Here is a 21380-nt window from a genome sequence, read left to right as displayed (position 1 = left end):
GTACCCTCCTCAGCTCCGATCCTGTCACGGCTTGATCGGGGTTTTTTTTGCCTGTGAATCAGCTGGAAACTTGGTGTCTGGGCGGGCGCCATCGCGAGCAGGCTCGCTCCCACAGGTAACCTGCAGCGGCCTCATTATTTGTGTACGACACAAATCCAATGTGGGAGCGAGCCTGCTCGCGATGAACGATGACGCGGTCTAGCGCTGCAATACAAGGATCCGCGACAGCAATTCATCCCGGTCGACATAACACCCCTGGAAATGCCGGGCGCCGGTAGCGGGGTCGAAAGCGTTGCGGGCGTGCAGGGTACGGCGGTTGTCGAAGCACCACAGCTCACCGGGTTTGAGCCGCGTCATCACCCGGAAGCGCGCCTCGCGGGTCATCGCAATGAAGCGCCGGTAAGCGCGATACAGCTTGGGCATCTGCTCGACTGAAGCATCGAACGGCCCACGCAGAAAGTTCGCCATACGGATTTCCGACACCTGCCCGAAAGCATCCAGGGCGATGATCGGCGCCAGACAGCGGTAGTCGCTATGGCGGTCCTTGTTGCGGAACTCCACGGGAATCTCACACAAGGCCTGAAACGCCTCGGGATCTTCCTGGCGCAAGGCTTGGGCGATGGCAAAACCGTCGACGAAAATGCTCTCGCCACCGTCGGCGTCATTGACCAGGCAATGCAGAAATTGCAGCCCCGGTTGCAGCTCCCGAGTGGGCAGGTCGCTGTGCAGCGGCAGGTTGAAGGCGGTGTAGGCATTGCTGTCGGCATCGGCCTTGGATTGCACGTTGAACAGCACACCGAAATTGCTCTCACGGATGAACGAAATCCGTTGGGCGATCAGCTTCAGCGAGCCCGGCTCAGTCGGTACGCCGCGAACCTGGGTCAGGCCGATGTCGCGCACGGCCAGCAGCCATTGCAGCAAGGCATCGTTGTCGTCCATCAACGCCTGATAGTCGAACACTGGCAGCTTCAGCTGGCTGTCCCACAGCTTGCTTTTCGGTTTGGCAGCCCGGCGTTCGGCCCGGGACTCGTCGTCATAAGCGTGGGCGCGCAGCCAGCCCGGGTCGAAGCGGCTGAGATGGCCGTCCTGCCAATCGACACACAGGCAACCTTCCGCATCGATTCGAGCGCTGTCGGGGATCAGACTTTCCGCGACATCGACGATTTCCAGCACTTGCTCGCGAGTCACCGTGTAGACGCACTGCGGGCATGGGCAGTTGTCCCGTAGCCATTGATGATGAAAAGGGCTGACCCGACCGTCCGCCCACTGCACTTGAATGCGGTCCGCCAGGGTGTGCACGGCAGTCAACGCGCTGATCAACGGGTAGGTGCGGAAATCGGCAAAAGCGGCGGCGGTGTTCATGACGAGCTCCTTGTTATTTTGGTAAAGCGATCACTCGGCCGATGAAGGCGGGGGCGGGCAGGTCGGCTTGCTCGGCAACAATGGCTTGCAGCTTGCTCAAGGTTTCTTCGCTGAACGGTGCGGATCGAGGCCCGGCAAGATCGACGTGCAACAGCATTTGTTCATTGCCCGCCAGCTCCTTGTCACCGCCCACCAGATGCAGGCTGTGGTAGAGGTGCAGGCGCTTGCGGTCATGGCCGATGATCTGGGTGTGCACTTCGACGTCGGCATCGAGCTTCACTTCGTGCAGGTAGTTGAGGTGCAGCTCGAGGGTGAACAGCGAATTGCCGCTGGCTTCGCGGTTGTTGCTGTCCATGCCCAGTCGATCCATCAGCGCGTCGGTGGCGTAGCTGAAAATCAGCAGATAGAAGGCATCGCGCAGATGGCCGTTGTAGTCGACCCAATCGGGGATGATTTTGGTTTGGTAGGTGGTGAGGGTGGGCATGGTGTAGGTTCCAACATGAGTGGTGACTGGACTGCCGTCTTCGCGAGCAAGCCCGCTCCCACAGTTGATTTGAGGTGTGAATACAATCTATGTCACCCAGCAGATCCCCTGTGGGAGCGGGCTTGCTCGCGAAGGGGCCAGGCCTGCTGGCCCATAAGCCTGGGGTTACTCGTTAAATGCCATCCCATGCTTCTCTTTGGTGGTTTTCACCGCCTCCAGCACTGCCAGCAAACAATCATCACGATAGCGCTCCAGCGCCGAGATGCTGTGCTTACCCAGTTGATCACTGGTGCCATCCACCACGTCATCGATCAATTTGTCGGTCAGCTCCGGTGCGGGCAGATAGGTCCAGGGCAACTGCAACGCCGGCCCGAACTGCGCCATGAAGTGCCGCATGCCCGCGTCGCCGCCCGCCAGGGTGTAAGTCAGGAAGGTGCCCATGAACGACCAGCGCAGGCCCGCGCCAAAACGAATCGCATCGTCGATTTCACCGGTGGTCGCCACACCGTCGTTAACCAGATGCAGCGCCTCACGCCACAGCGCTTCGAGCAAACGGTCGGCGATAAAGCCGGGTACCTCCTTGCGCACATGCAGCGGGCGCATGCCCAAGGATTCATAGACTTTCATTGCCGCTTGAACCGCTTGCGGCGCGGTATTTTTGCCACCGACCACTTCTACCAATGGCAGCAGGTAAACCGGGTTGAACGGGTGCCCGACCACGCAGCGTTCCGGGTGCGTCGAGCTCTCGTAGAACTCGCTCGGCAACAGCCCCGACGTACTGGAACCGATCAAGGCATTGGGCTTGGCCGCCGCGCTGATTTTGCTATGCAGTTCCAGTTTCAGCTCCAGTCGTTCGGGAGCACTTTCCTGGATGAAATCTGCATCGCGAACGCATTCTTCGATAGTGGCGACAAAGCGCAGACGATCCTGCGACGCACCGGGTGCCAGGCCTTGCTTCTCCAGCGCGCCCCAGGCATTGGCGACGCGCTTGCGCAGGGCCGCTTCGGCACCGGGCGCCGGGTCCCAGGCCACCACGTCGAGGCCGTGGGCGAGGGCGCGGGACACCCAGCCGCTGCCGATGACACCGCTGCCCAGGGCGGCGAAGGTTTTGATATCAGTGATAAAGCTCATGGTCAATTCCTGAATTTGGCTCGGAAAAAACTGTGGGAGCGAGCCTGCTCGCGATGGCGTCGGTACATCCGATGCATCAATTGAGGCAGGTAAACCGCTATCGCGAGCAGGCTCGCTCCCACAGGGGGAAAGTGTGTAAGGGTTAACCGCGCTTGGTCAGGCCCATTTTTGTCCGGCCTTCCGCCGGGGTCAGAACACGGGCGCCGAGGCGGCTGAGGATTTCCGAGGCGCGCTCGACCAGTTGGCCGTTGGTCGCCAATACGCCCTTGTCCAGCCACAGGTTGTCTTCCAGACCGACCCGCACATTGCCACCCAGCAGCACCGCTTGCGCCGCCATTGGCATTTGCATGCGACCGATGCCAAACCCGGCCCAGACCGCATCAGCCGGCAGGTTGTCGACCATGGCTTTCATGGTGGTGGTGTCGGCCGGCGCGCCCCACGGGATGCCCAGGCAGAGCTGGAACAACGGGTTATCGAGCAGGCCTTCCTTGATCATCTGTTTGGCGAACCACAGGTGACCGGTGTCGAAGATTTCCAGCTCGGCCTTCACGCCCAGCTCTTGAATGCGTTTGGCGCCAGCACGCAGCTGTGCCGGGGTGGACACGTAAATGGTGTCGCCGTCACCGAAGTTCAGGGTGCCGCAATCCAGGGTGCAGATTTCCGGCAGCAGTTCTTCGACGTGGGCCAGACGGGTCAGCGGGCCGACCAGGTCGGTGTTCGGGCCGAACTCCATCGGGTTCTCGCCCGCGCCGATTTCCAGGTCACCGCCCATGCCGGCGGTGAGGTTGACGATGATGTCGACGTCGGCCTCGCGGATACGCTCCATCACTTCGCGGTACAGCGCCACGTCACGGCTGAACTTGCCGGTTTGCGGGTCGCGAACGTGGCAGTGGACCACGGTGGCGCCAGCCTTGGCGGCTTCCACGGCGGCCGCGGCGATTTGTTTCGGGGTGACCGGCACGTGTGGGCTTCTGGCGGTCGTGTCGCCAGCACCGGTGAGTGCGCAGGTGATGATGACGTCGTGGTTCATGAGGCGGTTCCTTACAGGCGTGATTTTTGGGCGTGGCTCAGGGCGTGACGATTCCGTTCGCAGCCCGGCGGGGCTGCGAATCGGTGGTTCATTTCAGGTTTATTTACTGGTCAGTTTCAGGTTTTCAGCCGCCGGTTTGCCGTCGAAGGTGGTCACGCCTTCGAGCCAGCGTTGCTTGTCTTGCGGGTGATCCTTGAGCCATTGCTTCGCCGATTCGAAGGCGTCTTTGTGATCCAGCAATGGCTGCATCATCCGGCTCTCGTCTTCGGCGGTGTAGGTCAGGTTGCTCAGCAAACGACCAATGTTCGGGCATTGCTCGGCGTATTTCGGCGCGGTGACCGTCCAGACGGTGGCCATGCCTTCGTTCGGGCCGAGGGCGTCTTCGCTGCCAGTGAGGTAAGTCATCTGCACGTTGACGTTCATCGGGTGCGGTGCCCAGCCAAAGAACACCACGGCTTCCTTGCGCCGCACGGCGCGATCCACCGCCGCGAGCATGCCGGCTTCGCTGGACTCGACCAGCTGGAACTTGCCCAGGCCAAACTGGTTCTTGGCGATCATCGCCTTGATCTGAGTGTTGGCGCCCGAGCCAGGCTCGATGCCGTAGATCTTGCCGCCCAGTTCTTTTTCGAACTTGGCGATGTCGGCGAAGGTTTTCAGGCCTTTGTCGGCGAGGTAAGTCGGAACGGCGAGGGTGGCGCGGGCATCCTTGAGGCTAGGTGCTTCCAGCACTTTGACCTGCTTGGCATCGACGAACGGGGTGATGGTCTGGGTCATCAGCGGGTTCCAGTAGCCCAGGAACAAGTCCAGACGCTGGTCGCGAATGCCGGCGAAGATGATTTGCTGGGAGGCGCTGGTCTGCTTGGTGTTGTAGCCGAGGCCATCGAGCAAGACCTGGGTCATGGCACTGGTGGCAATCACGTCGGTCCAGTTCACCACGCCCATGCGCACGTTCTGGCACGATGCGGGTTCGGCCGCCATGACGCTGGCGCTCAAGAAAGCGGTACCGCTGAGTGCAAGAACACAGCTGCTGATCAGTCGTTTCATGTCGGGTTCCTCGGCAGGTCGTTATTGTGGGTTCCGGTGTCTGATGCGCCGGTGATGCCAAGTTACGCAGCAAAGCCCCCGTGAAAACGCACTGCGGCGACCAGCTCTTGCACTGCAGCGACCTGAGCCCTTGAATGCCGGTTGCAAGTGGCGTATCAACGTCCACACGCTAACCGCCCTCTCGTTACCCGGCCTCTTTTTACCTGCTAAGCGAGTGCGCTCCATGTCCCAGGATTTCTACTTCTTGTTGATGCCGGGTTTTTCGGCGATCGGTTTTATCTCGGCCATCGAGCCGCTGCGGGTCGCCAATCGCTTTCGCGGCGAGTTGTACCGCTGGCATGTGTTGAGCGCCGATGGCGGAGCGGTTTTGGCCAGTAACGGCATGTCGGTCAACGCCGATGCGGCGCTGGAACCCCTGAAGAAAGGCGCGACCTTGCTGGTGGTCGCCGGTTTCGAGCCGCTGAAGTTCACCACTCCGGCACTGGAGCATTGGTTGCGTCGTCTGGACATCGAAGGCGTGACCCTCGGCGCTATCGACACCGGCAGCTTCATCCTCGCTGAAGCCGGTCTGCTCGATGGCCATCGCCTGACCTTGCACTGGGAAGCCATCGACGCCTTCAAGGAGTCTTATCCACAGCTCAGCGTCACTCAGGAGCTGTTCGAGATCGACCGTCGGCGCATCACCTCTGCCGGCGGCACGGCCTCCATCGACCTGATGCTCGACCTCATCGGCCAGGCCCACGGCCCGGAACTGGCGATCCAGGTCAGCGAACAATTCGTACTCGGGCGCATCCGTCCGCGCAAAGACCACCAGCGCATGGAAGTCGCCACGCGTTATGGCATCAGCAACAAGAAGCTGGTGCAGGTGATCGGGGAGATGGAGCAGCACAGCGAACCGCCACTGAGTACGCTGGCGCTGGCGGAATCGATCAAGGTCACCCGGCGTCAGCTGGAACGCCTGTTTCGCCTGCATCTGAACGACACGCCAAGCAATTTCTACCTGCGGTTAAGGCTGGAGAAGGCGCGGCAGTTGCTGCGTCAGACGAACATGAGTGTGTTGGAAGTGAGCATCGCGTGCGGATTTGAATCGCCGTCGTATTTCACCCGAAGCTATCGGGCGAGATTCGAGCGCTGCCCGCGTGAAGACCGACGACGGCTCGGAGATGGGCGGGAGCTGGTCTGAACTTAAGTTTTGACAACACCAGAGAATCCTGTGGGAGCGAGCCTGCTCGCGATGGCGGTCTGTCATTCAAGTTGATGTCGACTGATCCACCGCTATCGCGAGCAGGCTCGCTCCCACAGTTTTGATCTGTCTTACTTTTTCATCAGCGCCGAGCACGCCGCCTTGTAAGCCTCATGCTGATACTTGTTCAGCGTCTCCGGCAGTGCAAAATCGAACTTCTTGTTCTGCGCATTGATGGTCTGCGGCGACAGCAGCGTCACCTCGCAATTTTCCAGCAGCTGGAAAATCCCCTCGATTTTGAACGTAGTCGGCCCACCGGCGAACTCGCCTTTCTTGCTGCGCTTCTTGATCGCGATCCGGTCGATAGAGTTCTCACGAACGAACGACGCCACCTGAGCGGCGAAGACTTTGACGTTGGCGGCTTCGTCGTCCTCATCGAGGGCGATTTTCCTGGTGGCGAGGGCGACGTGACTGAGCGCCTGACCGTCGAGGGAGGCCACGGCGATGATCGCTTCGCTGCCTTTGATTTCGATGCCGCAGATTTTCATTTCAATCCCTTTTCCTGATGCTGGCGTTCAGCTTACAACTCTAGTTGGTTGGCGGTGATGCCAAAAGCTGCGGCAATTTTTTCACGGGTTGCCTTGCGGGGCTTGGCGACCGTTTCTTGCTGGGCTAAAGCCGGTTGGGAAATACCCATGCGTTTGGCAACTTCATCCTGCGTAAGGTTCAGGTGTTCGCGCCAGGCGCGAATGGGCGTCGCGCCATCGACGATGCGACTGACCACTTCGTGGGGGATCAGATCGGGCTCGATCTTCTGCGCCACATACTGCGCGTAGGGAATGACCACGAACGCCGGTTTTCCCTCCGCGTCGTTGATGATTTGAATCTGAGTAGGTGCGTTCATCGCGTTTTTTGACCTCTTGAATACTGACCACTTTGATCGCGCCATCCCAGTCGAACATAACCCGATAACTACCGACTCGCAGTCGATAGGCGTAGTCATGACCGACCAGTGCTTTGACGTTGCCTACATCAGGCATGCCAGCTAGCGCCGTGATGGCATCACGAACCTGGATCTGATGAACGGAATGCAATTTCAAGAGCTGCTTAACGGCCTTTCGAGTCCAGTGAATGCTGTTCATGGAGAATATAAGTCTTTTATAAGATTTTGCGAATCTTTACTTATATTTTTCAGGTGGCCAACAAACGAAATTTGTCGGGATGTTGCTCGAAAATAGCTGCTTTAACCCTTACCCAGCGGGAGTTGTAGGTTTGCTCGGTGAAACCTGTGGGAAAGGACTTGATTGAAGGTAAAAGCTGGTAGGGCTACCAGCTTTCGACGGACGATTCAGGATCACTCCTGCCCAATCGACTCCAAAAACTCCGACCGCTCGTCACTCATGCGCGCTATGCAATCATTCTGCGCAATGGTGAACGCTTTGCTACCGCTGGTCGCCGGAAATGCGTCCACTGCGCAATCGGCATCCCGGGTTTTCAGCCATTGCTGTTGTGCGGTTTTGATTTTGGCGGTGATGTCGGTCAGTTGCGCCTTGTTGTTGCCATAAAGCGTTTGCATGCGCTCGGTCAGGCTCTGATAGTTGTCGCTCAGCAGCTGTTCGGCGGTGGTTCTGCTGTAGGCCGAGCATTCCAGGGTCTGGATTTCGTTTTCGACAGCGTCGCAAGGGTTGTCGTCGGCCTCTTCAGCTGCGTGTACGCCAGTCGCTATCAGTGCCAAAACCAGGAAGATCGATTTCATTGCGTCGCCGCCCTTAATTCAGTGATTACATCCAGTGATGCGGCGAATTCTGGCCCAAGCGGGCGGTGTTGGATAGGTAGGCAATGACGCCTGTTGACGACCCTTTGTCGCAGATTGACGCTTTCGGCAAACCCCCTGTCGTTTTTGCACCCGGCTACCCCTGCACCGAGGCATATGCTGGCCCCAAAGCGCCGGCACACGATTCGGCGCATGAATCGCTAATAGGGGACAGCCTGATGAGCCCAGCCGAATTGCACGCCGACAGCATCGTTATCGACGGGCTGATTATTGCCAAGTGGAACCGCGAGCTGTTTGAAGACATGCGCAAAGGCGGTCTGACCGCGGCCAACTGCACCGTGTCGGTGTGGGAGGGCTTCCAGGCCACTGTCAACAACATTGCCGCCAGCCAGAAGCTGATCCGCGAGAACAGCGACCTGGTGATTCCGGTGCGCACCACCGCCGATATCCGCAAGGCCAAGGAGCAGGGCAAGACCGGTATCCTCTTTGGCTTCCAGAATGCTCACGCGTTTGAAGACCAGATCGGCTACGTTGAGGTGTTCAAGCAGCTGGGCGTCGGTATCGTGCAGATGTGCTACAACACCCAAAACCTGGTCGGTACCGGTTGCTACGAGCGCGACGGCGGCCTGTCGGGTTTCGGTCGTGAAATCGTCGCTGAAATGAACCGCGTCGGCGTCATGTGCGACCTGTCCCACGTCGGCTCGAAAACGTCCGAAGAAGTCATCCTCGAATCCAAGAAGCCGGTTTGCTACTCCCATTGCCTGCCGTCGGGTCTGAAAGTACACCCGCGCAACAAATCCGATGAAGAACTGAAGTTCATCGCTGATCACGGCGGTTTCGTGGGTGTGACCATGTTCGCGCCGTTCCTGGCCAAGGGCATCGATTCGACCATCGACGACTACGCCGAAGCGATCGAATACACCATGAACATCGTCGGCGAAGACGCCATCGGCATCGGCACCGACTTCACCCAGGGCCATGGCCAGGACTTCTTCGAATACCTGACCCATGACAAGGGCTACGCCCGCCGTCTGACCAGCTTCGGCAAGATCATCAACCCGCTGGGCATCCGCACCGTGGGCGAGTTCCCGAACCTGACCGAGACCCTGCTCAAGCGCGGCCATTCCGAGCGGGTGGTGCGCAAGATCATGGGCGAGAACTGGGTGAATGTCCTGAAAGACGTCTGGGGCGAATAAGCCACCGCATTTCTGAATCCTTTCCCCCGGCCGTCCGTGCCAGGGGCAACACAACGAATTTTCTGGAGTTAAGTTTCTATGGCCAAGATCGCCCCGCAATTGCCAATCGAAGTCGACAGCGAAACCGGTGTCTGGACCTCCGACGCCCTGCCGATGCTGTATGTGCCGCGTCACTTCTTCGTCAACAACCACATGGGCATCGAGGAAGTGCTGGGCGCCGACGCCTACGCTGAAATCCTCTACAAGGCCGGCTACAAGTCCGCCTGGCACTGGTGTGAAAAAGAAGCTGAATGCCACGGCCTGGAAGGCGTTGCAGTGTTCGAGCACTACATGAAGCGTCTGTCGCAACGCGGCTGGGGCCTGTTCAAGATTCAGGACATCGACCTCGACAAAGGCACCGCCAGCGTCAAGCTCGAACACTCCGCATTTGTCTACGTGTACGGCAAGGTCGGGCGCAAGGTCGACTACATGTTCACTGGCTGGTTCGCCGGTGCCATGGACCAGATCCTGGCCGCTCGCGGCAGCAAGATCCGCACTGTCGCCGAACAAGTCTACGGTGGCTCCGAAGAAGGCCACGACGACGGTTTGTTCACCGTCAAGCCGTTGTAAGTCGAGGACCCCGCCATGGCTTTCGAAGCAATGTTCCAGCCGATCCAGATCGGCAAACTGACCATCCGCAACCGCGTGCTCAGCACCGCGCACGCCGAGGTCTACGCCACCGACGGCGGCATGACCACCGACCGGTACGTCAAGTATTACGAAGAGAAAGCCAAGGGCGGGATCGGCCTGGCGATTTGCGGCGGTTCCTCCAGCGTGGCCATCGACAGCCCCCAAGGCTGGTGGAAGTCGGTCAACCTGGCCGACGACCGGATCATTCCGCACTTCCAGAACCTAGCCGATGCCATGCACAAGCATGGCGCCAAGATCATGATCCAGATTACCCACATGGGCCGACGCTCGCGCTGGGACGGCGAGCATTGGCCAACCCTGCTGTCGCCGTCGGGCATCCGTGAACCGGTGCACCGCGCGACCTGCAAAACCATCGAGCCGGAAGAAATCTGGCGGGTGATCGGCAACTACGCAAGCGCAGCCGCGCGGGCCAAGGCCGGTGGCCTGGACGGCGTCGAGCTGTCTGCCGTGCACCAGCACATGATCGACCAGTTCTGGAGCCCGCGGGTCAACAAGCGTACCGATGAATGGGGCGGCAGCTTCGAAAACCGCATGCGTTTCGGCCTGGAAGTGATCAAGGCTGTGCGCAAGGAAGTCGGTCCGGACTTCTGCGTCGGCATTCGTCTGTGCGGTGACGAGTTCCACCCGGACGGCTTGTCCCACGAGGACATGAAGCAGATCGCCAAGTACTACGACGACACCGGCATGATCGACTTCATCGGCGTCGTGGGCTCGGGTTGCGACACCCACAACACCTTGGCCAACGTTATTCCGAACATGAGTTATCCACCGGAGCCATTCCTGCATTTGGCCGCCGGTATCAAGGAAGTGGTGAAGGCCCCGGTTTTGCACGCGCAGAACATCAAGGATCCGAACCAGGCGACCCGTATTCTGGAAGGCGGCTACGTCGACATGGTCGGCATGACCCGCGCCCACATTGCTGACCCGCACCTGATTGCCAAAATCAAAATGGGTCAGGTCGACCAGATCAAGCAATGCGTCGGCGCCAACTACTGCATCGACCGTCAGTACCAGGGCCTGGACGTCTTGTGCATCCAGAACGCCGCGACTTCCCGTGAATACATGGGCGTGCCGCACATCATCGAGAAATCGACCGGCGTGAAACGCAAAGTCGTGGTGGTCGGTGCCGGTCCTGCCGGGATGGAAGCGGCTCGCGTGTCGGCCGAACGTGGCCACGACGTGACCCTGTTCGAGAAAAAAGAATTCATCGGCGGGCAGATCACCACCGCGTCGAAAGCTCCACAACGGGACCAGATCGCGGGTATCACTCGCTGGTTCCAGCTGGAACTGGCGCGCTTGAAAGTCGATCTGCGCCTGGGCGTGGCGGCGGATGCGGCGACCATTCTCGACCTGCGTCCGGACGTGGTGGTGCTCGCCGTTGGCGGTCATCCGTTCCTGGAACAGAACGAACATTGGGGCGCGGCTGAAGGCCTGGTGGTCAGTAGCTGGGACATCCTCGATGGCAAGGTCGCACCGGGCAAGAACGTGCTGGTCTACGACACCATCTGCGAGTTCACCGGGATGTCGACGGCTGACTTCCTCGCCGACAAGGGCAGCCAGGTCGAGATCGTCACCGACGACATCAAACCGGGCGTGGCCATCGGCGGTACGTCGTTCCCGACTTACTACCGCAGCATGTACCCCAAAGAAGTGATCATGACCGGCGACATGATGCTGGAGAAGGTCTACCGCGAAGGCGACAAGCTGGTGGCGGTGCTGGAAAACGAATACACCGGCGCCAAAGAGGAGCGGGTGGTGGACCAAGTCGTCGTCGAAAACGGCGTGCGTCCGGACGAAGAAATCTACTACGCCATGAAGGAAGGCTCGCGCAACAAAGGCCAGATGGACATCGAAGCCCTGTTCGCGATCAAGCCACAACCTTCGTTGAGCCAGGCGGGCGACGGCTACTTGCTGTTCCGTATCGGCGACTGCGTGGCCCAGCGCAACACCCACGCGGCGATCTATGACGCGTTGCGGTTGTGCAAGGATTTCTAAGCCGGTGAGCTGATCGTTCCCACGCTCTGCGTGGGAATGCAGCCCGTGACGCTCCGCGTCACATTCAAAAGCGGACGCAGAGCGTCCGGTGAGGCATTCCCACGCAGAACGTGGGAACGATCAATGAGTCCCGTGGGAGCTCCACATGTTGAACACCCTTCTTCCAATCCTGTTGTTCGCTGCCTTGGGCCTGGCTGTCCTGGGCGCGTTGCGGCGGGTGGCAATGTGGCGTCAGGGCCGGGCGTCGAAAGTCGACCTGATCGGTGGCCTGTTCGCCATGCCCAAACGCTACATGGTCGATTTGCACCATGTCGTCGCGCGGGACAAATACATCGCCAACACCCACGTCGCTACGGCCGGTGGTGCGGTGGCGTCCATTGTGCTGGCGATTGTGGTGCATGGTTTTGGCCTGCATAACCGCATCCTCGGTTATGCACTGCTGCTGATGTCGGCGGTGATGTTTGTTGGCGCGATCTTTATGTTCCTGCGCCGTCGCAACCCACCGGCCCGCTTGTCCAAAGGCCCGTGGATGCGCCTGCCGAAAAGCCTGATGGCGTTCTCGGCATCGTTCTTCCTGCTGACCCTGCCGGTCGCCGGCATCCTTCCGGAAAACTTCGGTGGTTGGGTGGTGGCTGCGATCCTCGGCGTCGGTGTGCTGTGGGGCGTTAGCGAACTGTTCTTCGGCATGACCTGGGGCGGGCCGATGAAGCACGCCTTCGCCGGTGCCTTGCACCTGGCCTGGCACCGTCGCGCCGAGCGTTTTGGTGGTGGTCGTTCCACCGGTTTGAAGCCGCTGGATCTGAATGACCCGAACGCGCCACTGGGCGTGGAAAAACCTAAGGATTTTACCTGGAACCAACTGCTCGGCTTCGACGCCTGCGTGCAGTGCGGTAAATGCGAAGCCGCGTGCCCGGCGTTCGCCGCCGGCCAGCCACTGAACCCGAAAAAACTGATTCAGGACATGGTCGTTGGCCTGGCCGGTGGCACCGATGCCAAATTCGCTGGTAGCCCTTATCCAGGCAAAGCAATTGGCGAACACGGTGGCAATCCGCATCAACCAATCGTCAACGGTCTGGTGGACGCTGAAACCCTGTGGTCCTGCACCACTTGCCGTGCCTGCGTCGAGGAATGCCCGATGATGATCGAGCACGTCGACGCCATCGTCGACATGCGCCGCCATCTGACCCTGGAAAAAGGCGCGACCCCGAACAAGGGCGCCGAAGTCCTGGAAAACCTGATCGCCACCGATAACCCTGGCGGCTTCGCGCCGGGCGGGCGGATGAACTGGGCGGCGGATTTGAACCTGAACCTGCTCAGCGAGAAGAAATCCACCGACGTGTTGTTCTGGGTCGGCGACGGTGCCTTCGACATGCGCAACCAGCGCACCTTGCGTGCCTTCGTCAAAGTGCTGAAAGCGGCCAAGGTCGACTTTGCGGTGCTGGGGCTTGAAGAGCGTGACAGTGGTGACGTGGCACGACGCCTGGGCGATGAAGCGACCTTCCAACTGTTGGCCAAGCGCAACATCCAGACTTTGGCCAAATACAGCTTCAACCGCATCGTCACCTGCGACCCGCACAGTTTCCACGTGCTGAAAAACGAATACGGCGCCTTCGACGGCAACTACCTCGTGCAGCACCATAGCACTTACATGGCGGAGATCATTGGCGAAGGCGCCCTGAACCTGGGCCAGCACAAAGGCAGCAGCGTGACCTATCACGACCCGTGCTACCTCGGTCGCTACAACGGCGAATACGAGGCACCGCGCGAAGTACTGCGCGCCCTGGGCATCGAGATCAAGGAAATGCAACGCTCCGGTTTCCGTTCGCGCTGCTGCGGCGGCGGTGGCGGTGCACCGATCACCGACATTCCAGGCAAGCAGCGGATCCCCGACATGCGCATGGAAGACATCCGCGAAACCGGAGCCGAACTGGTGGCCGTGGGTTGCCCACAGTGCACCGCGATGCTCGAAGGCGTGGTCGAACCGCGTCCATTAATCAAGGACATCGCCGAACTGGTGGCCGACGCCTTGCTCGAAGACGCCGCGCCGGGAAAGCCTTCGGCACCGGCCAAACGTGAACCTGCGGAGGTGCATTGATGAGCGACATTATCCGCCGCGACCCACGCGCCGAATGGATCGCCCGCAACCGTCTGCACCCGCTGCACGCGGCCATGCAACCGGCGCAACACAGCTGGATGGGGCCTAACGGTGTCATCCGCAAGAACCCTCACGGGATCGGTTTTATCGGCCCCAACGGCATCAAGCGAATCGACCGCAGCGGCGCTCAGCAGGGCGGGGCGACCAAACGCTCGGCGGCGGTTGAAGTGCAATTGCCGCTGCATCAAGTGGCTGCACCTGCGTTCTACATCAGCGTGGTGCCGGACATGGTCGGCGGCCGCTTGAGCAGCCACGACCGCGACTTGCTCGGCCTGGCCCATCAGTTGGCCGGCAAGGACGGCGCGGTACTGGCGGTGGTCTTCGGTGAGCACAAGGAAAACGCCTTCGCTACGGCTGGCGTGGATCGCTTGCTGGTGCTTGAGGGCGACGAATTCAGCGGTTATGCACCGGAACAACGCGTCCAGGGCCTGCGGGCTGTGGATAACCAGTTCAGCCCCCGCCACTGGTTGCTGCCGGACAGCCGCAGCGGTGGCGGCGAATTGGGTCGACGCTTTGCCGCGGCACTGGGCGAACGCCCGGCCACGCGGGTCTGGCAGGTCAAGGATCAGGAATGCATCGGCCGTGCCGGTGCTGGTTTGCAGGATCTTGCACGTCCGGTGGCACGCTTGATCCTGGCTGCCGTCGAATGCGCCGAACCGGTCAGCGAAACCCGTCACGAAGCCTTGCCAGTGGAGTTATCCACAGCGGTCGCACGCAGCCTGTCGCGGATCGAAGATCTGGGCGCAGTGGCGGTGGACCCGGCGGCGATTCCGATGGCCGAAGCAGAGTTCATCTTCTCGGGCGGCAACGGGGTCAAGGACTGGGGACTTTTCCACAGGACGGCCGAGGCATTGGGCGCGACCGAAGGTGCGTCGCGAGTGGCGGTGGACGACGGTTTCATGGCCCGCGACCGTCAGGTCGGTGCGTCTGGCACTTGGGTGACGGCACGGGTTTACGTGGCGGTGGGCATTTCCGGCGCGATCCAGCACCTGCAAGGCATCGGTGCCTGCGACAAGGTGGTGGCGATCAACCTCGATCCTGGCTGCGACATGATCAAACGGGCCGACCTGTCGGTGATCGGTGAGAGCGCCGAGATTCTTCAAGCCTTGATCGATGCGGTAGAGGCTTACCGCAATGAAGCCAAGCGCGATGCGGCTTAAGGAAAGGAAAGGGTTATGAGCACGAAAATCATCAGCCTGGTGTCCATCGGCGCCCACCCGACCTCCGGCCGGCCACGCCGCGCCGAGCAGGATGCACGAGCGGTTGAACTGGGCCTGCAACTGGCTGGGGATAACCTGCAAGTGCTGCATGCCGGCGACGTCGCCGAACCGGCATTGCGCGCTTATCTGGGCATGGGCCTGGAGCAGCTGCATGTGCTGGAACAACCGGAAGGTGCTGACGCGCTGCCTGCGTTGACCGCGTATTTGCGTGATGCCGGGGCGCAAGTGGTGCTGACCGGCAGCCAGGCGGAAACCGGCGAAGGCTCGGGCATGTTGCCGTTCCTGCTGGCGGAAAGCCTTGGCTGGCCGCTGGTGGTGGGGTTGGCGCAGGTCGAATCCATCGACGGCGGTTCGGCGCTGGTGCTGCAGGCCTTGCCGCGCGGGCAGCGTCGGCGCTTGAAAGTACGCCTGCCGTTTCTGGCGACTGTGGATAACGCGGCGCCCAAGCCTCGGCAGAGTGCCTACGGCCCGGCGCGGCGCGGGGTGTTGCAGGCGGATGAAGTCGAAGTGATCGACGATGAACTGCTGGCGGTGGCCACGCTGCAACCGGCCAAGCCACGGCCCAAACGCTTGAAAGTGATCAAGGCCAAGAGTGGTGCAGACCGCATGAAAGCCGCGACAGCCAAGGCCAGTGGCGGAGGCGGGCAAGTACTCAAGGGCGTGACCGCGCAGGCGGGCGCTGAAGCCATTCTCAAGTTGTTGATTGAAGAAGGCGTGGTTCGCTAAACCTGGACAAACACAAAACCTGTGGGAGCGGGCTTGCTCGCGAAGGGGTCATCAGCTTCAACATCATCGTTGACTGACACACCGCTTTCGCGAGCAAGCCCGCTCCCACAGAGTGCTCGTGCCCGAACGGGTGAAATACCGGAAACGCAGAACCTGAAAATCATCTCACCGAAGTTTATGGGGAAATAATGGCTGTTGAATTTCGTCCGGCATTGCGCACGGATGCGCGCGAGATCGCCCGTTTGTTCCAGATTTCATCAGAGGGTGCTTCGGATTACATCTGGAGCCAACTGGCGCAGCCCGGGCAAGATCTGCTGGAAGTGGGTGCCACTCGTTACGCCCGTGAAGACGTGGATTTCTCCTATCAGAACTGCCTGATCGCGCAGGCCGAAGGAAAGGTCATCGGCATGCTGCACAGCTACGCGATGCGCCACGATCCTCAAGCCGCTCCCGTGACCGACCCGGTCCTGGCGCCGTATGCCACGATGGAAATCCCCGACACCCTTTATATTTCGAGCCTGGCCCTGCATGAGGGCTGGCGCAATCAGGGCTTGGGCAAACAATTCCTCGCCTACGCCTACGACCGTGCCAACCGGTTGGGGCTCAACGGCTTGAGCTTGATCGACTACTCGGCGAACACTGGCGCCCGGCGGTTTTATGAGCGTCATGGCTTCCGGATCGTCGATACCTGCCAGATTACGCCCCACCCAATGATTCGGGTTACGGGTGAGGCTTATTTGATGTATCGGCCTTAAGGCTGAGCCCTGTTCGTGTGGGAGCGGGCTTGCTCGCGAAAGCGGCGGGTCAGTCGACATCGATGTTGAATGTCAGTCAGCCTTCGCGAGCAAGCCCGTTCCCACACGGGTTCTATGTCGATCATCGATTGTGTGCACACCAACAAGTCACTGTGGTTACCCACAATCCCTGTTAGCGCTTCTGTGGATAACATGTTCGCGCCTCGCTACACCCCATACCCAGCAAGCCCTCCAGCCCTCCGTACAAAAAACAACCAGCCTAACCCACGGTTTTTTCGAGCTTTTTCCACAGAGTAAGGTTGCTCACACGTCGATACTTGCCCCCAATCTCTGTTGGCGCTTCTGTGGATAAGATGTTCGCTGTCCGCCACAGGCTATATAAACCGTGGCTTTCAGTGAGTTGATCAAATAATGTTCAATTCGTCGTTTTCCCTCGTTAATCCTCCCGCAAACCCCGAATTCTCACGGCTTTCAGCGGTTTTCCACAGAGCCTGCAAAGTTGCCCCCAAAGTCTGTTGGCGCTTCTGTGGATAAGGTGTTCGCCATCCTCTACACGTCATATAAACCGTGCCCTGCGCACTTCTGATCAAAAAACGATCGGTGCCTGCATAAAACCCTGTTTCCGGATAAGTCACGGTTTTTCTTCATTTTTTGTGAATGAATTTGGGCTCTCGTCCACAGTTGTCCCCAATAGCTGTGGGTGGAGATGTGGATAACTTGTTCGCTAAACCCTGCAAGCCACAGCCCCTATAGGCTACAACGCGATAGATCAGATTTCATACAGTTCTAAGGCCCTTCTTGACTTCGATCTGTCGCCTGTCTTCACTCTCATGGCACAAGGACAGCCGTCACTTATCCACATCTGGTTCAGGGAGAACGCGTGATGGATAGCCAGCCACATCGCTCGCACCCAAACCCCTGCGTGACCTGTGTACCGACACCCGCCACCTTGCTGCGTAAACGGATTCACCGTCGCGCCACCAATCAGCGCGCTCGCCTATAGCGCCTGAAGCCTTTCCCCATACCCTGACGCCGCTGCCATTGAGGCCCGACCGTGCCCGGTGACCAGGCGTTTGTTCGTCTATCGATTGCAGGCAACCACAGAGTTGCCCATCTGCCTGAGAGGAAATGACCCATGACACGGATCGCCACCCCCATCAGTGACATCAAGGAACATTACGACGTGATCGTCATCGGCTCCGGCTACGGCGGCGGGATCGCGGCGTCGCGCCTGTCCCGGGCCGGCAAGCGGGTGTGCCTGCTGGAGCGGGGCCGGGAAATCCAGCCCGGCGAATACCCCAACACGATGCTGGCGGCCACCGAAGAGCTGCAAGTCCATGACCCGGACGGGCACATCGGTTCGCGCACCGGGTTGTTCGACCTGCACGTCAACGCCCAGCAGAACGTGGTGGTCGGTTGCGGCCTGGGCGGCACGTCGCTGATCAATGCCAACGTTGCGCTGGAACCGGAACCTGGTGTGTTCGACGATCCACGCTGGCCGCTGGCGGTGCGTGAACACCGCGACACGCTGCTCAAGGATGGGTACGCCCGGGCTCGGGAGATGCTCAAGCCCAATCCCTACCCAAGCACCTCTCCGGTGCTGCCGAAACTTGAAGCCAACAAAAAATCTGCGGACTACCTCAAGCAAGGGGCGCATTTCTACAAGCCGCCGATCAACGTGACCTTCGACAAACTGCCGAACAACCTCAACCACGTCGGCGTCGAGCAATTACCGTGCAACCACTGCGGCGACTGCGTGTCGGGCTGTAACAACAAGGCCAAGAACACCACGCTGATGAATTACCTGCCGGACGCCTGGAATCACGGCGCGGAGATTTTCTGCCAGGCCGAGGTTCGGCATCTGGAGCGCGACGCCGACGGCGACGGCTGGATCGTGCACTTCCAATACCTGGACAGTGGCCGTGAGAAGTTCTCGGCACCGACGCTGTTCGTCAAAGCTGACATTGTCGTGGTGTCGGCGGGCACCCTGGGCTCCACCGAAATCCTCCTGCGCTCTCGGGACAAAGGCTTGTCGACGTCCAATCAGCTTGGCGAGAACATGAGCGGCAACGGTGACATCCTTGGCTTTGGCCACAACTGCGACCAAGCGATCAACGGCATCGGTTTCGGCGCGCATCCGGCCAGTGAAATGAAACCGGTCGGCCCGTGCATCACCTCGATCATCGACCTGCGCACCGAAGGCGACTGGCGCAGCCGCATGGTCATCGAAGAAGGCTCGATCCCCGGCGCGCTAGGCCGGCCCATGGTGCCGAGCATGGCCGCGTTCGCCGGGTTGATCGGCAAGCCCACCGACGACAGTTTCACCGGCAAGCTCAAGTACGCGGAGCGCGAAACCGAAAGCTTTCTGCGCGGCCCATATCATGGCGCCCTGCACAACATGCAGACCTACCTGATCATGAGCCACGACGACGGCAAGGGGCGCATGGTGCTCGACAGCAAGGATCAGCTGCGCATCGACTGGCCGGGTGTTGGCGAGCAGGAAAACGTGAAGATTGGCAACGACCGGCTGCACCAGAGCACCAAGGCGTTGGGCGGGATCTGGGTCGAGAACCCGATCTGGACCGAGCTGCTCAAACACAGCATCGTTTCCGTTCACCCGTTGGGCGGCTGTGTAATGGGCGAGGACGCGGAGCAGGGGGTGGTCAACCACAAGGGACAGGTGTTCAGCAGCGCCAGTGGCACCAATGTCTATGCCGGGTTGTATGTGGCCGACGGTGCGGTGATTCCGACTTCCCTGGCGGTCAATCCGCTGCTGACCATCTCCGCCGTGAGCGAGCGCAACATGGGCCTGCTGGCGGCCGATCGCGGTTGGCACATCGACTACACGCTGCCCTCGGCACCGCGCAAACAGGTGGCGCCACCGACCCTCGGCGTGCAGTTCACCGAAACCATGAAGGGCTATTTCTCCAAGGACTTCACTCAGCCTCAAGGCACTGATCTCAAGCTCTACGAAGCGGCGGCCAAACGCGGCGAGTCGGAGAACTCGCCGATCGAGTTCACCCTGACCATCACCGCCAACGACCTCAACCGCATGATCAAGGAGCCGGAACACGCTGCGACGCTGGTCGGCACGCTCAATGCGCCGGGTCTGTCACCGGAACCGCTGACCGCCAGCAATGGCGTATTCAACCTGTTCGAGGAGTATCAGGAACAGGTCGGCGTACGGCACATGAATTACGACATGAAACTGACCGCCGAGGACGGCAGCGATTATTACTTCAGCGCGTTCAAAACCGTGCCCGAAGACAACGGCGTGCTGAACGTCTGGCACGACACCAGCACCCTCTACGTGACGCTGTATCGCGGGTCGGACAAGACCGGTGAAGTGCTGGGTTCGGGGGTGATGCACATCCATCCAGCCGATTTCGCCAAGCAGATGACCACCATGAAGGTGCTCAACGCGCGCAACGAACGCGAGCGCATCGACGGTCTGGCGCGGTTCGGCAAGTTCTTCGCCGGCATCTTGTGGGAGAGCTACGGCGGGGTGTTCGCGGGTGACATCTACTTCAACCCTGACGCACCTGCGCGGCAGAAACGCCCATTGGATGCGCCGATCCCGAGCGTGCAGTTCTTCCAGACCGAAGACAACGTACAGCTACGCCTGACCCGCTATCAGGGTGGCGGCAAAGGGCCGGTGATGCTGGTGCATGGCTTGGGCGTGGGCTCGAATATTTTCTCCACCGACACCATCCAGACCAACCTGCTGGAGTTCTTGTGCAAGCACGAGTACGACGTCTGGCTGCTGGATTTCCGGGTCAGCATTCTGATACCGGCCAGCAAGCACGAATGGAACGGCGATCAGATTGCGCAGTACGACTTCAAGGCTGCCATCGCGCAGATCCAGCTAGCGACCAAGGCGGCGGACGTGCAATGCGTGGTGCATTGCTACGGGGCGACGACTTTCTTCATGTCGCTGCTGGCCGGGTTGCAGGGGGTGCGTTCGGTGGTGTGTTCGCAAATTGCCGCGGATACGGTGGTCGCCACGGCAACGGGGCTCAAGGCCGGCCTGCACCTTCCAGGGATGCTCGACGCCATCGGCATCAAATCCCTCACCGCGTATGCCGACAACAAGGAGAGCTGGTTCAACAAGCTTTACGACAAAGCCCTCAACGGGTATGCCCGCATCGAGGCTCAGGGTTACTGCACCAACCCGGTGTGCCATCGCATCACCTTCATGTACGCGTCGCTGTACCGCCACGACACGCTCAACGAAACCCTGCATGACAACCTGCATGAGTTGTTCGGTGAGTCGAACATGCAGACCTTCGAGCACTTGGCGTTGATCCTGCGTAAAGGTCATCTGGTGGACTTCAAGGGCCAGGACGTCTACATGCCGCACTTCGACCGGTTGACCATGCCGATCTGCTTCATCAGTGGCGAAGACAACCAGTGCTACCTGCCGGAAAGCACGCTCAAGACTTATGAGCGCGTGTGCAAAGCCCATGGACCGGAGCGCTACAGCCGGCATGTGGTGCCGGGTTACGGGCATATCGACTGCATGTTCGGCAAGAATGCGGTGGTCGATGTGTACCCGATCATCCTGCAACACCTGGAGAAAACCGCCCTCGGCTAGCTGATCGTTCCCACGCTCTGCGTGGGAATGCCGCCATGGAC

General features: G+C 60.2%; 17 protein-coding genes and 1 pseudogene. 9 read left to right on the top strand and 9 right to left on the bottom strand.

The features are described from left to right. Nucleotides 1-198: 198 nt before the first annotated feature. The 5 genes from IB250_RS16180 to IB250_RS16160 all read right to left on the bottom strand — a co-directional run bounded on the left by IB250_RS16180 (nt 199) and on the right by IB250_RS16160 (nt 5051). Nucleotides 199-1362 (bottom strand): gamma-butyrobetaine dioxygenase, encoded by a 1164-nt coding sequence (locus tag IB250_RS16180; RefSeq protein WP_192344856.1) that lies wholly within the window; start codon nt 1360-1362, stop codon nt 199-201. A gap of 13 nt (nt 1363-1375) precedes the next feature. After that, a complete protein-coding gene (locus tag IB250_RS16175; protein WP_123497253.1) occupies nt 1376-1846 on the bottom strand; it encodes a thioesterase family protein in 471 nt (156 codons plus the stop codon). 165 nt (nt 1847-2011) lie between these two features. Beyond that, the gene (locus IB250_RS16170) at nt 2012-2977 is read right to left on the bottom strand and encodes an L-carnitine dehydrogenase (RefSeq protein WP_192344855.1); all 966 of its coding nucleotides are present in this window, start codon (nt 2975-2977) and stop codon (nt 2012-2014) included. 142 nt (nt 2978-3119) lie between these two features. Continuing rightward, nucleotides 3120-4007: a 3-keto-5-aminohexanoate cleavage protein gene (locus tag IB250_RS16165; RefSeq protein WP_064680182.1), complete on the bottom strand. Its 888-nt coding sequence runs from the start codon at nt 4005-4007 to the stop codon at nt 3120-3122. A gap of 99 nt (nt 4008-4106) precedes the next feature. Next, nucleotides 4107-5051: a choline ABC transporter substrate-binding protein gene (locus tag IB250_RS16160; RefSeq protein WP_192344854.1), complete on the bottom strand. Its 945-nt coding sequence runs from the start codon at nt 5049-5051 to the stop codon at nt 4107-4109. Between the two features lie 223 nt (nt 5052-5274). Between IB250_RS16160 and IB250_RS16155 the strand changes: the two genes are divergently transcribed. Continuing rightward, nucleotides 5275-6234 carry a GlxA family transcriptional regulator gene (locus tag IB250_RS16155; protein WP_192344853.1) on the top strand — a complete coding sequence of 320 codons (960 nt, stop codon included), beginning with the start codon at nt 5275-5277 and terminating at the stop codon, nt 6232-6234. 131 nt (nt 6235-6365) lie between these two features. Here the strand turns inward: IB250_RS16155 and IB250_RS16150 are convergent, their stop codons facing one another. The 4 genes and pseudogenes from IB250_RS16150 to IB250_RS16135 form a co-directional block, all read right to left on the bottom strand. Then, on the bottom strand, nt 6366-6782 hold the full coding sequence (locus IB250_RS16150; RefSeq protein ID WP_008008110.1) for a DUF3010 family protein: 417 nt from the start codon (nt 6780-6782) through the stop codon (nt 6366-6368). 32 nt (nt 6783-6814) lie between these two features. Next, on the bottom strand, nt 6815-7138 hold the full coding sequence (locus tag IB250_RS16145) for a helix-turn-helix domain-containing protein (protein ID WP_192344852.1): 324 nt from the start codon (nt 7136-7138) through the stop codon (nt 6815-6817). After that, nucleotides 7125-7376: pseudogene (locus IB250_RS16140) on the bottom strand (type II toxin-antitoxin system RelE family toxin); the annotation flags it as partial. The gene IB250_RS16145 and the pseudogene IB250_RS16140, both read right to left, overlap by 14 nt. A gap of 212 nt (nt 7377-7588) precedes the next feature. Continuing rightward, entirely contained in the window at nt 7589-7990 is a 402-nt protein-coding gene (locus IB250_RS16135; RefSeq protein ID WP_192344851.1) for a lysozyme inhibitor LprI family protein, read from the bottom strand. Nucleotides 7991-8226: 236 nt separating this feature from the next. Here IB250_RS16135 and IB250_RS16130 point away from each other — a divergent pair, with 236 nt between their 5' ends. The 8 genes from IB250_RS16130 (at nt 8227) to IB250_RS16095 (ending at nt 21339) form a co-directional block, all read left to right on the top strand. Then, nucleotides 8227-9204: a dipeptidase gene (locus tag IB250_RS16130; protein ID WP_007907542.1), complete on the top strand. Its 978-nt coding sequence runs from the start codon at nt 8227-8229 to the stop codon at nt 9202-9204. Between the two features lie 78 nt (nt 9205-9282). Beyond that, on the top strand, nt 9283-9813 hold the full coding sequence (locus IB250_RS16125; protein WP_007926354.1) for a DUF5943 domain-containing protein: 531 nt from the start codon (nt 9283-9285) through the stop codon (nt 9811-9813). Nucleotides 9814-9828: 15 nt separating this feature from the next. Beyond that, nucleotides 9829-11889, top strand: a complete 2061-nt coding sequence (dgcA, locus tag IB250_RS16120; RefSeq protein ID WP_007907545.1) for a dimethylglycine demethylation protein DgcA — start codon at nt 9829-9831, stop codon at nt 11887-11889. A 145-nt stretch (nt 11890-12034) separates the two neighbouring features. After that, nucleotides 12035-13984: a dimethylglycine demethylation protein DgcB gene (dgcB, locus tag IB250_RS16115; RefSeq protein ID WP_192344850.1), complete on the top strand. Its 1950-nt coding sequence runs from the start codon at nt 12035-12037 to the stop codon at nt 13982-13984. Next, entirely contained in the window at nt 13984-15204 is a 1221-nt protein-coding gene (locus tag IB250_RS16110; protein WP_192344849.1) for an electron transfer flavoprotein subunit alpha/FixB family protein, read from the top strand. Before dgcB ends, IB250_RS16110 begins: the two co-directional genes overlap by 1 nt. Before the next feature lie 15 nt (nt 15205-15219). Then, nucleotides 15220-15990, top strand: coding sequence for an electron transfer flavoprotein subunit beta (locus IB250_RS16105; RefSeq protein WP_030128552.1), 771 nt, complete (start codon nt 15220-15222; stop codon nt 15988-15990). Nucleotides 15991-16178: 188 nt separating this feature from the next. Further along, nucleotides 16179-16745 carry a GNAT family N-acetyltransferase gene (locus IB250_RS16100; protein ID WP_192344848.1) on the top strand — a complete coding sequence of 189 codons (567 nt, stop codon included), beginning with the start codon at nt 16179-16181 and terminating at the stop codon, nt 16743-16745. Nucleotides 16746-17880: 1135 nt separating this feature from the next. Continuing rightward, nucleotides 17881-21339: a GMC oxidoreductase gene (locus IB250_RS16095; RefSeq protein WP_192344847.1), complete on the top strand. Its 3459-nt coding sequence runs from the start codon at nt 17881-17883 to the stop codon at nt 21337-21339. The last annotated feature ends 41 nt before the right edge of the window (nt 21340-21380 follow it).

Origin of the sequence: Pseudomonas sp. PDM09 (assembly GCF_014852305.1) — a bacterium.
Classification (GTDB): domain Bacteria; phylum Pseudomonadota; class Gammaproteobacteria; order Pseudomonadales; family Pseudomonadaceae; genus Aquipseudomonas.
The sequence above is the reverse complement of the archived record's forward strand: the minus strand, read 5'-3'. Positions and strand labels throughout refer to the sequence as shown.

Bases quoted from the DNA above. Each gene is read 5' to 3' on its own strand.
- IB250_RS16110 (WP_192344849.1), top strand. From the start codon at position 13,984: ATGAGCGACATTATCCGCCGCGACCCACGCGCCGAATGGATCGCCCGC.
- dgcB (WP_192344850.1), top strand. From the start codon at position 12,035: ATGTTGAACACCCTTCTTCCAATCCTGTTGTTCGCTGCCTTGGGCCTG.
- IB250_RS16145 (WP_192344852.1), bottom strand. From the start codon at position 7,138: ATGAACGCACCTACTCAGATTCAAATCATCAACGACGCGGAGGGAAAA.
- IB250_RS16165 (WP_064680182.1), bottom strand. From the start codon at position 4,007: ATGAACCACGACGTCATCATCACCTGCGCACTCACCGGTGCTGGCGAC.
- IB250_RS16095 (WP_192344847.1), top strand. From the start codon at position 17,881: ATGACACGGATCGCCACCCCCATCAGTGACATCAAGGAACATTACGAC.
- IB250_RS16180 (WP_192344856.1), bottom strand. From the start codon at position 1,362: ATGAACACCGCCGCCGCTTTTGCCGATTTCCGCACCTACCCGTTGATC.
- IB250_RS16135 (WP_192344851.1), bottom strand. From the start codon at position 7,990: ATGAAATCGATCTTCCTGGTTTTGGCACTGATAGCGACTGGCGTACAC.
- dgcA (WP_007907545.1), top strand. From the start codon at position 9,829: ATGGCTTTCGAAGCAATGTTCCAGCCGATCCAGATCGGCAAACTGACC.
- IB250_RS16155 (WP_192344853.1), top strand. From the start codon at position 5,275: ATGTCCCAGGATTTCTACTTCTTGTTGATGCCGGGTTTTTCGGCGATC.
- IB250_RS16175 (WP_123497253.1), bottom strand. From the start codon at position 1,846: ATGCCCACCCTCACCACCTACCAAACCAAAATCATCCCCGATTGGGTC.
- IB250_RS16105 (WP_030128552.1), top strand. From the start codon at position 15,220: ATGAGCACGAAAATCATCAGCCTGGTGTCCATCGGCGCCCACCCGACC.
- IB250_RS16160 (WP_192344854.1), bottom strand. From the start codon at position 5,051: ATGAAACGACTGATCAGCAGCTGTGTTCTTGCACTCAGCGGTACCGCT.
- IB250_RS16125 (WP_007926354.1), top strand. From the start codon at position 9,283: ATGGCCAAGATCGCCCCGCAATTGCCAATCGAAGTCGACAGCGAAACC.
- IB250_RS16100 (WP_192344848.1), top strand. From the start codon at position 16,179: ATGGCTGTTGAATTTCGTCCGGCATTGCGCACGGATGCGCGCGAGATC.
- IB250_RS16150 (WP_008008110.1), bottom strand. From the start codon at position 6,782: ATGAAAATCTGCGGCATCGAAATCAAAGGCAGCGAAGCGATCATCGCC.
- IB250_RS16130 (WP_007907542.1), top strand. From the start codon at position 8,227: ATGAGCCCAGCCGAATTGCACGCCGACAGCATCGTTATCGACGGGCTG.
- IB250_RS16170 (WP_192344855.1), bottom strand. From the start codon at position 2,977: ATGAGCTTTATCACTGATATCAAAACCTTCGCCGCCCTGGGCAGCGGT.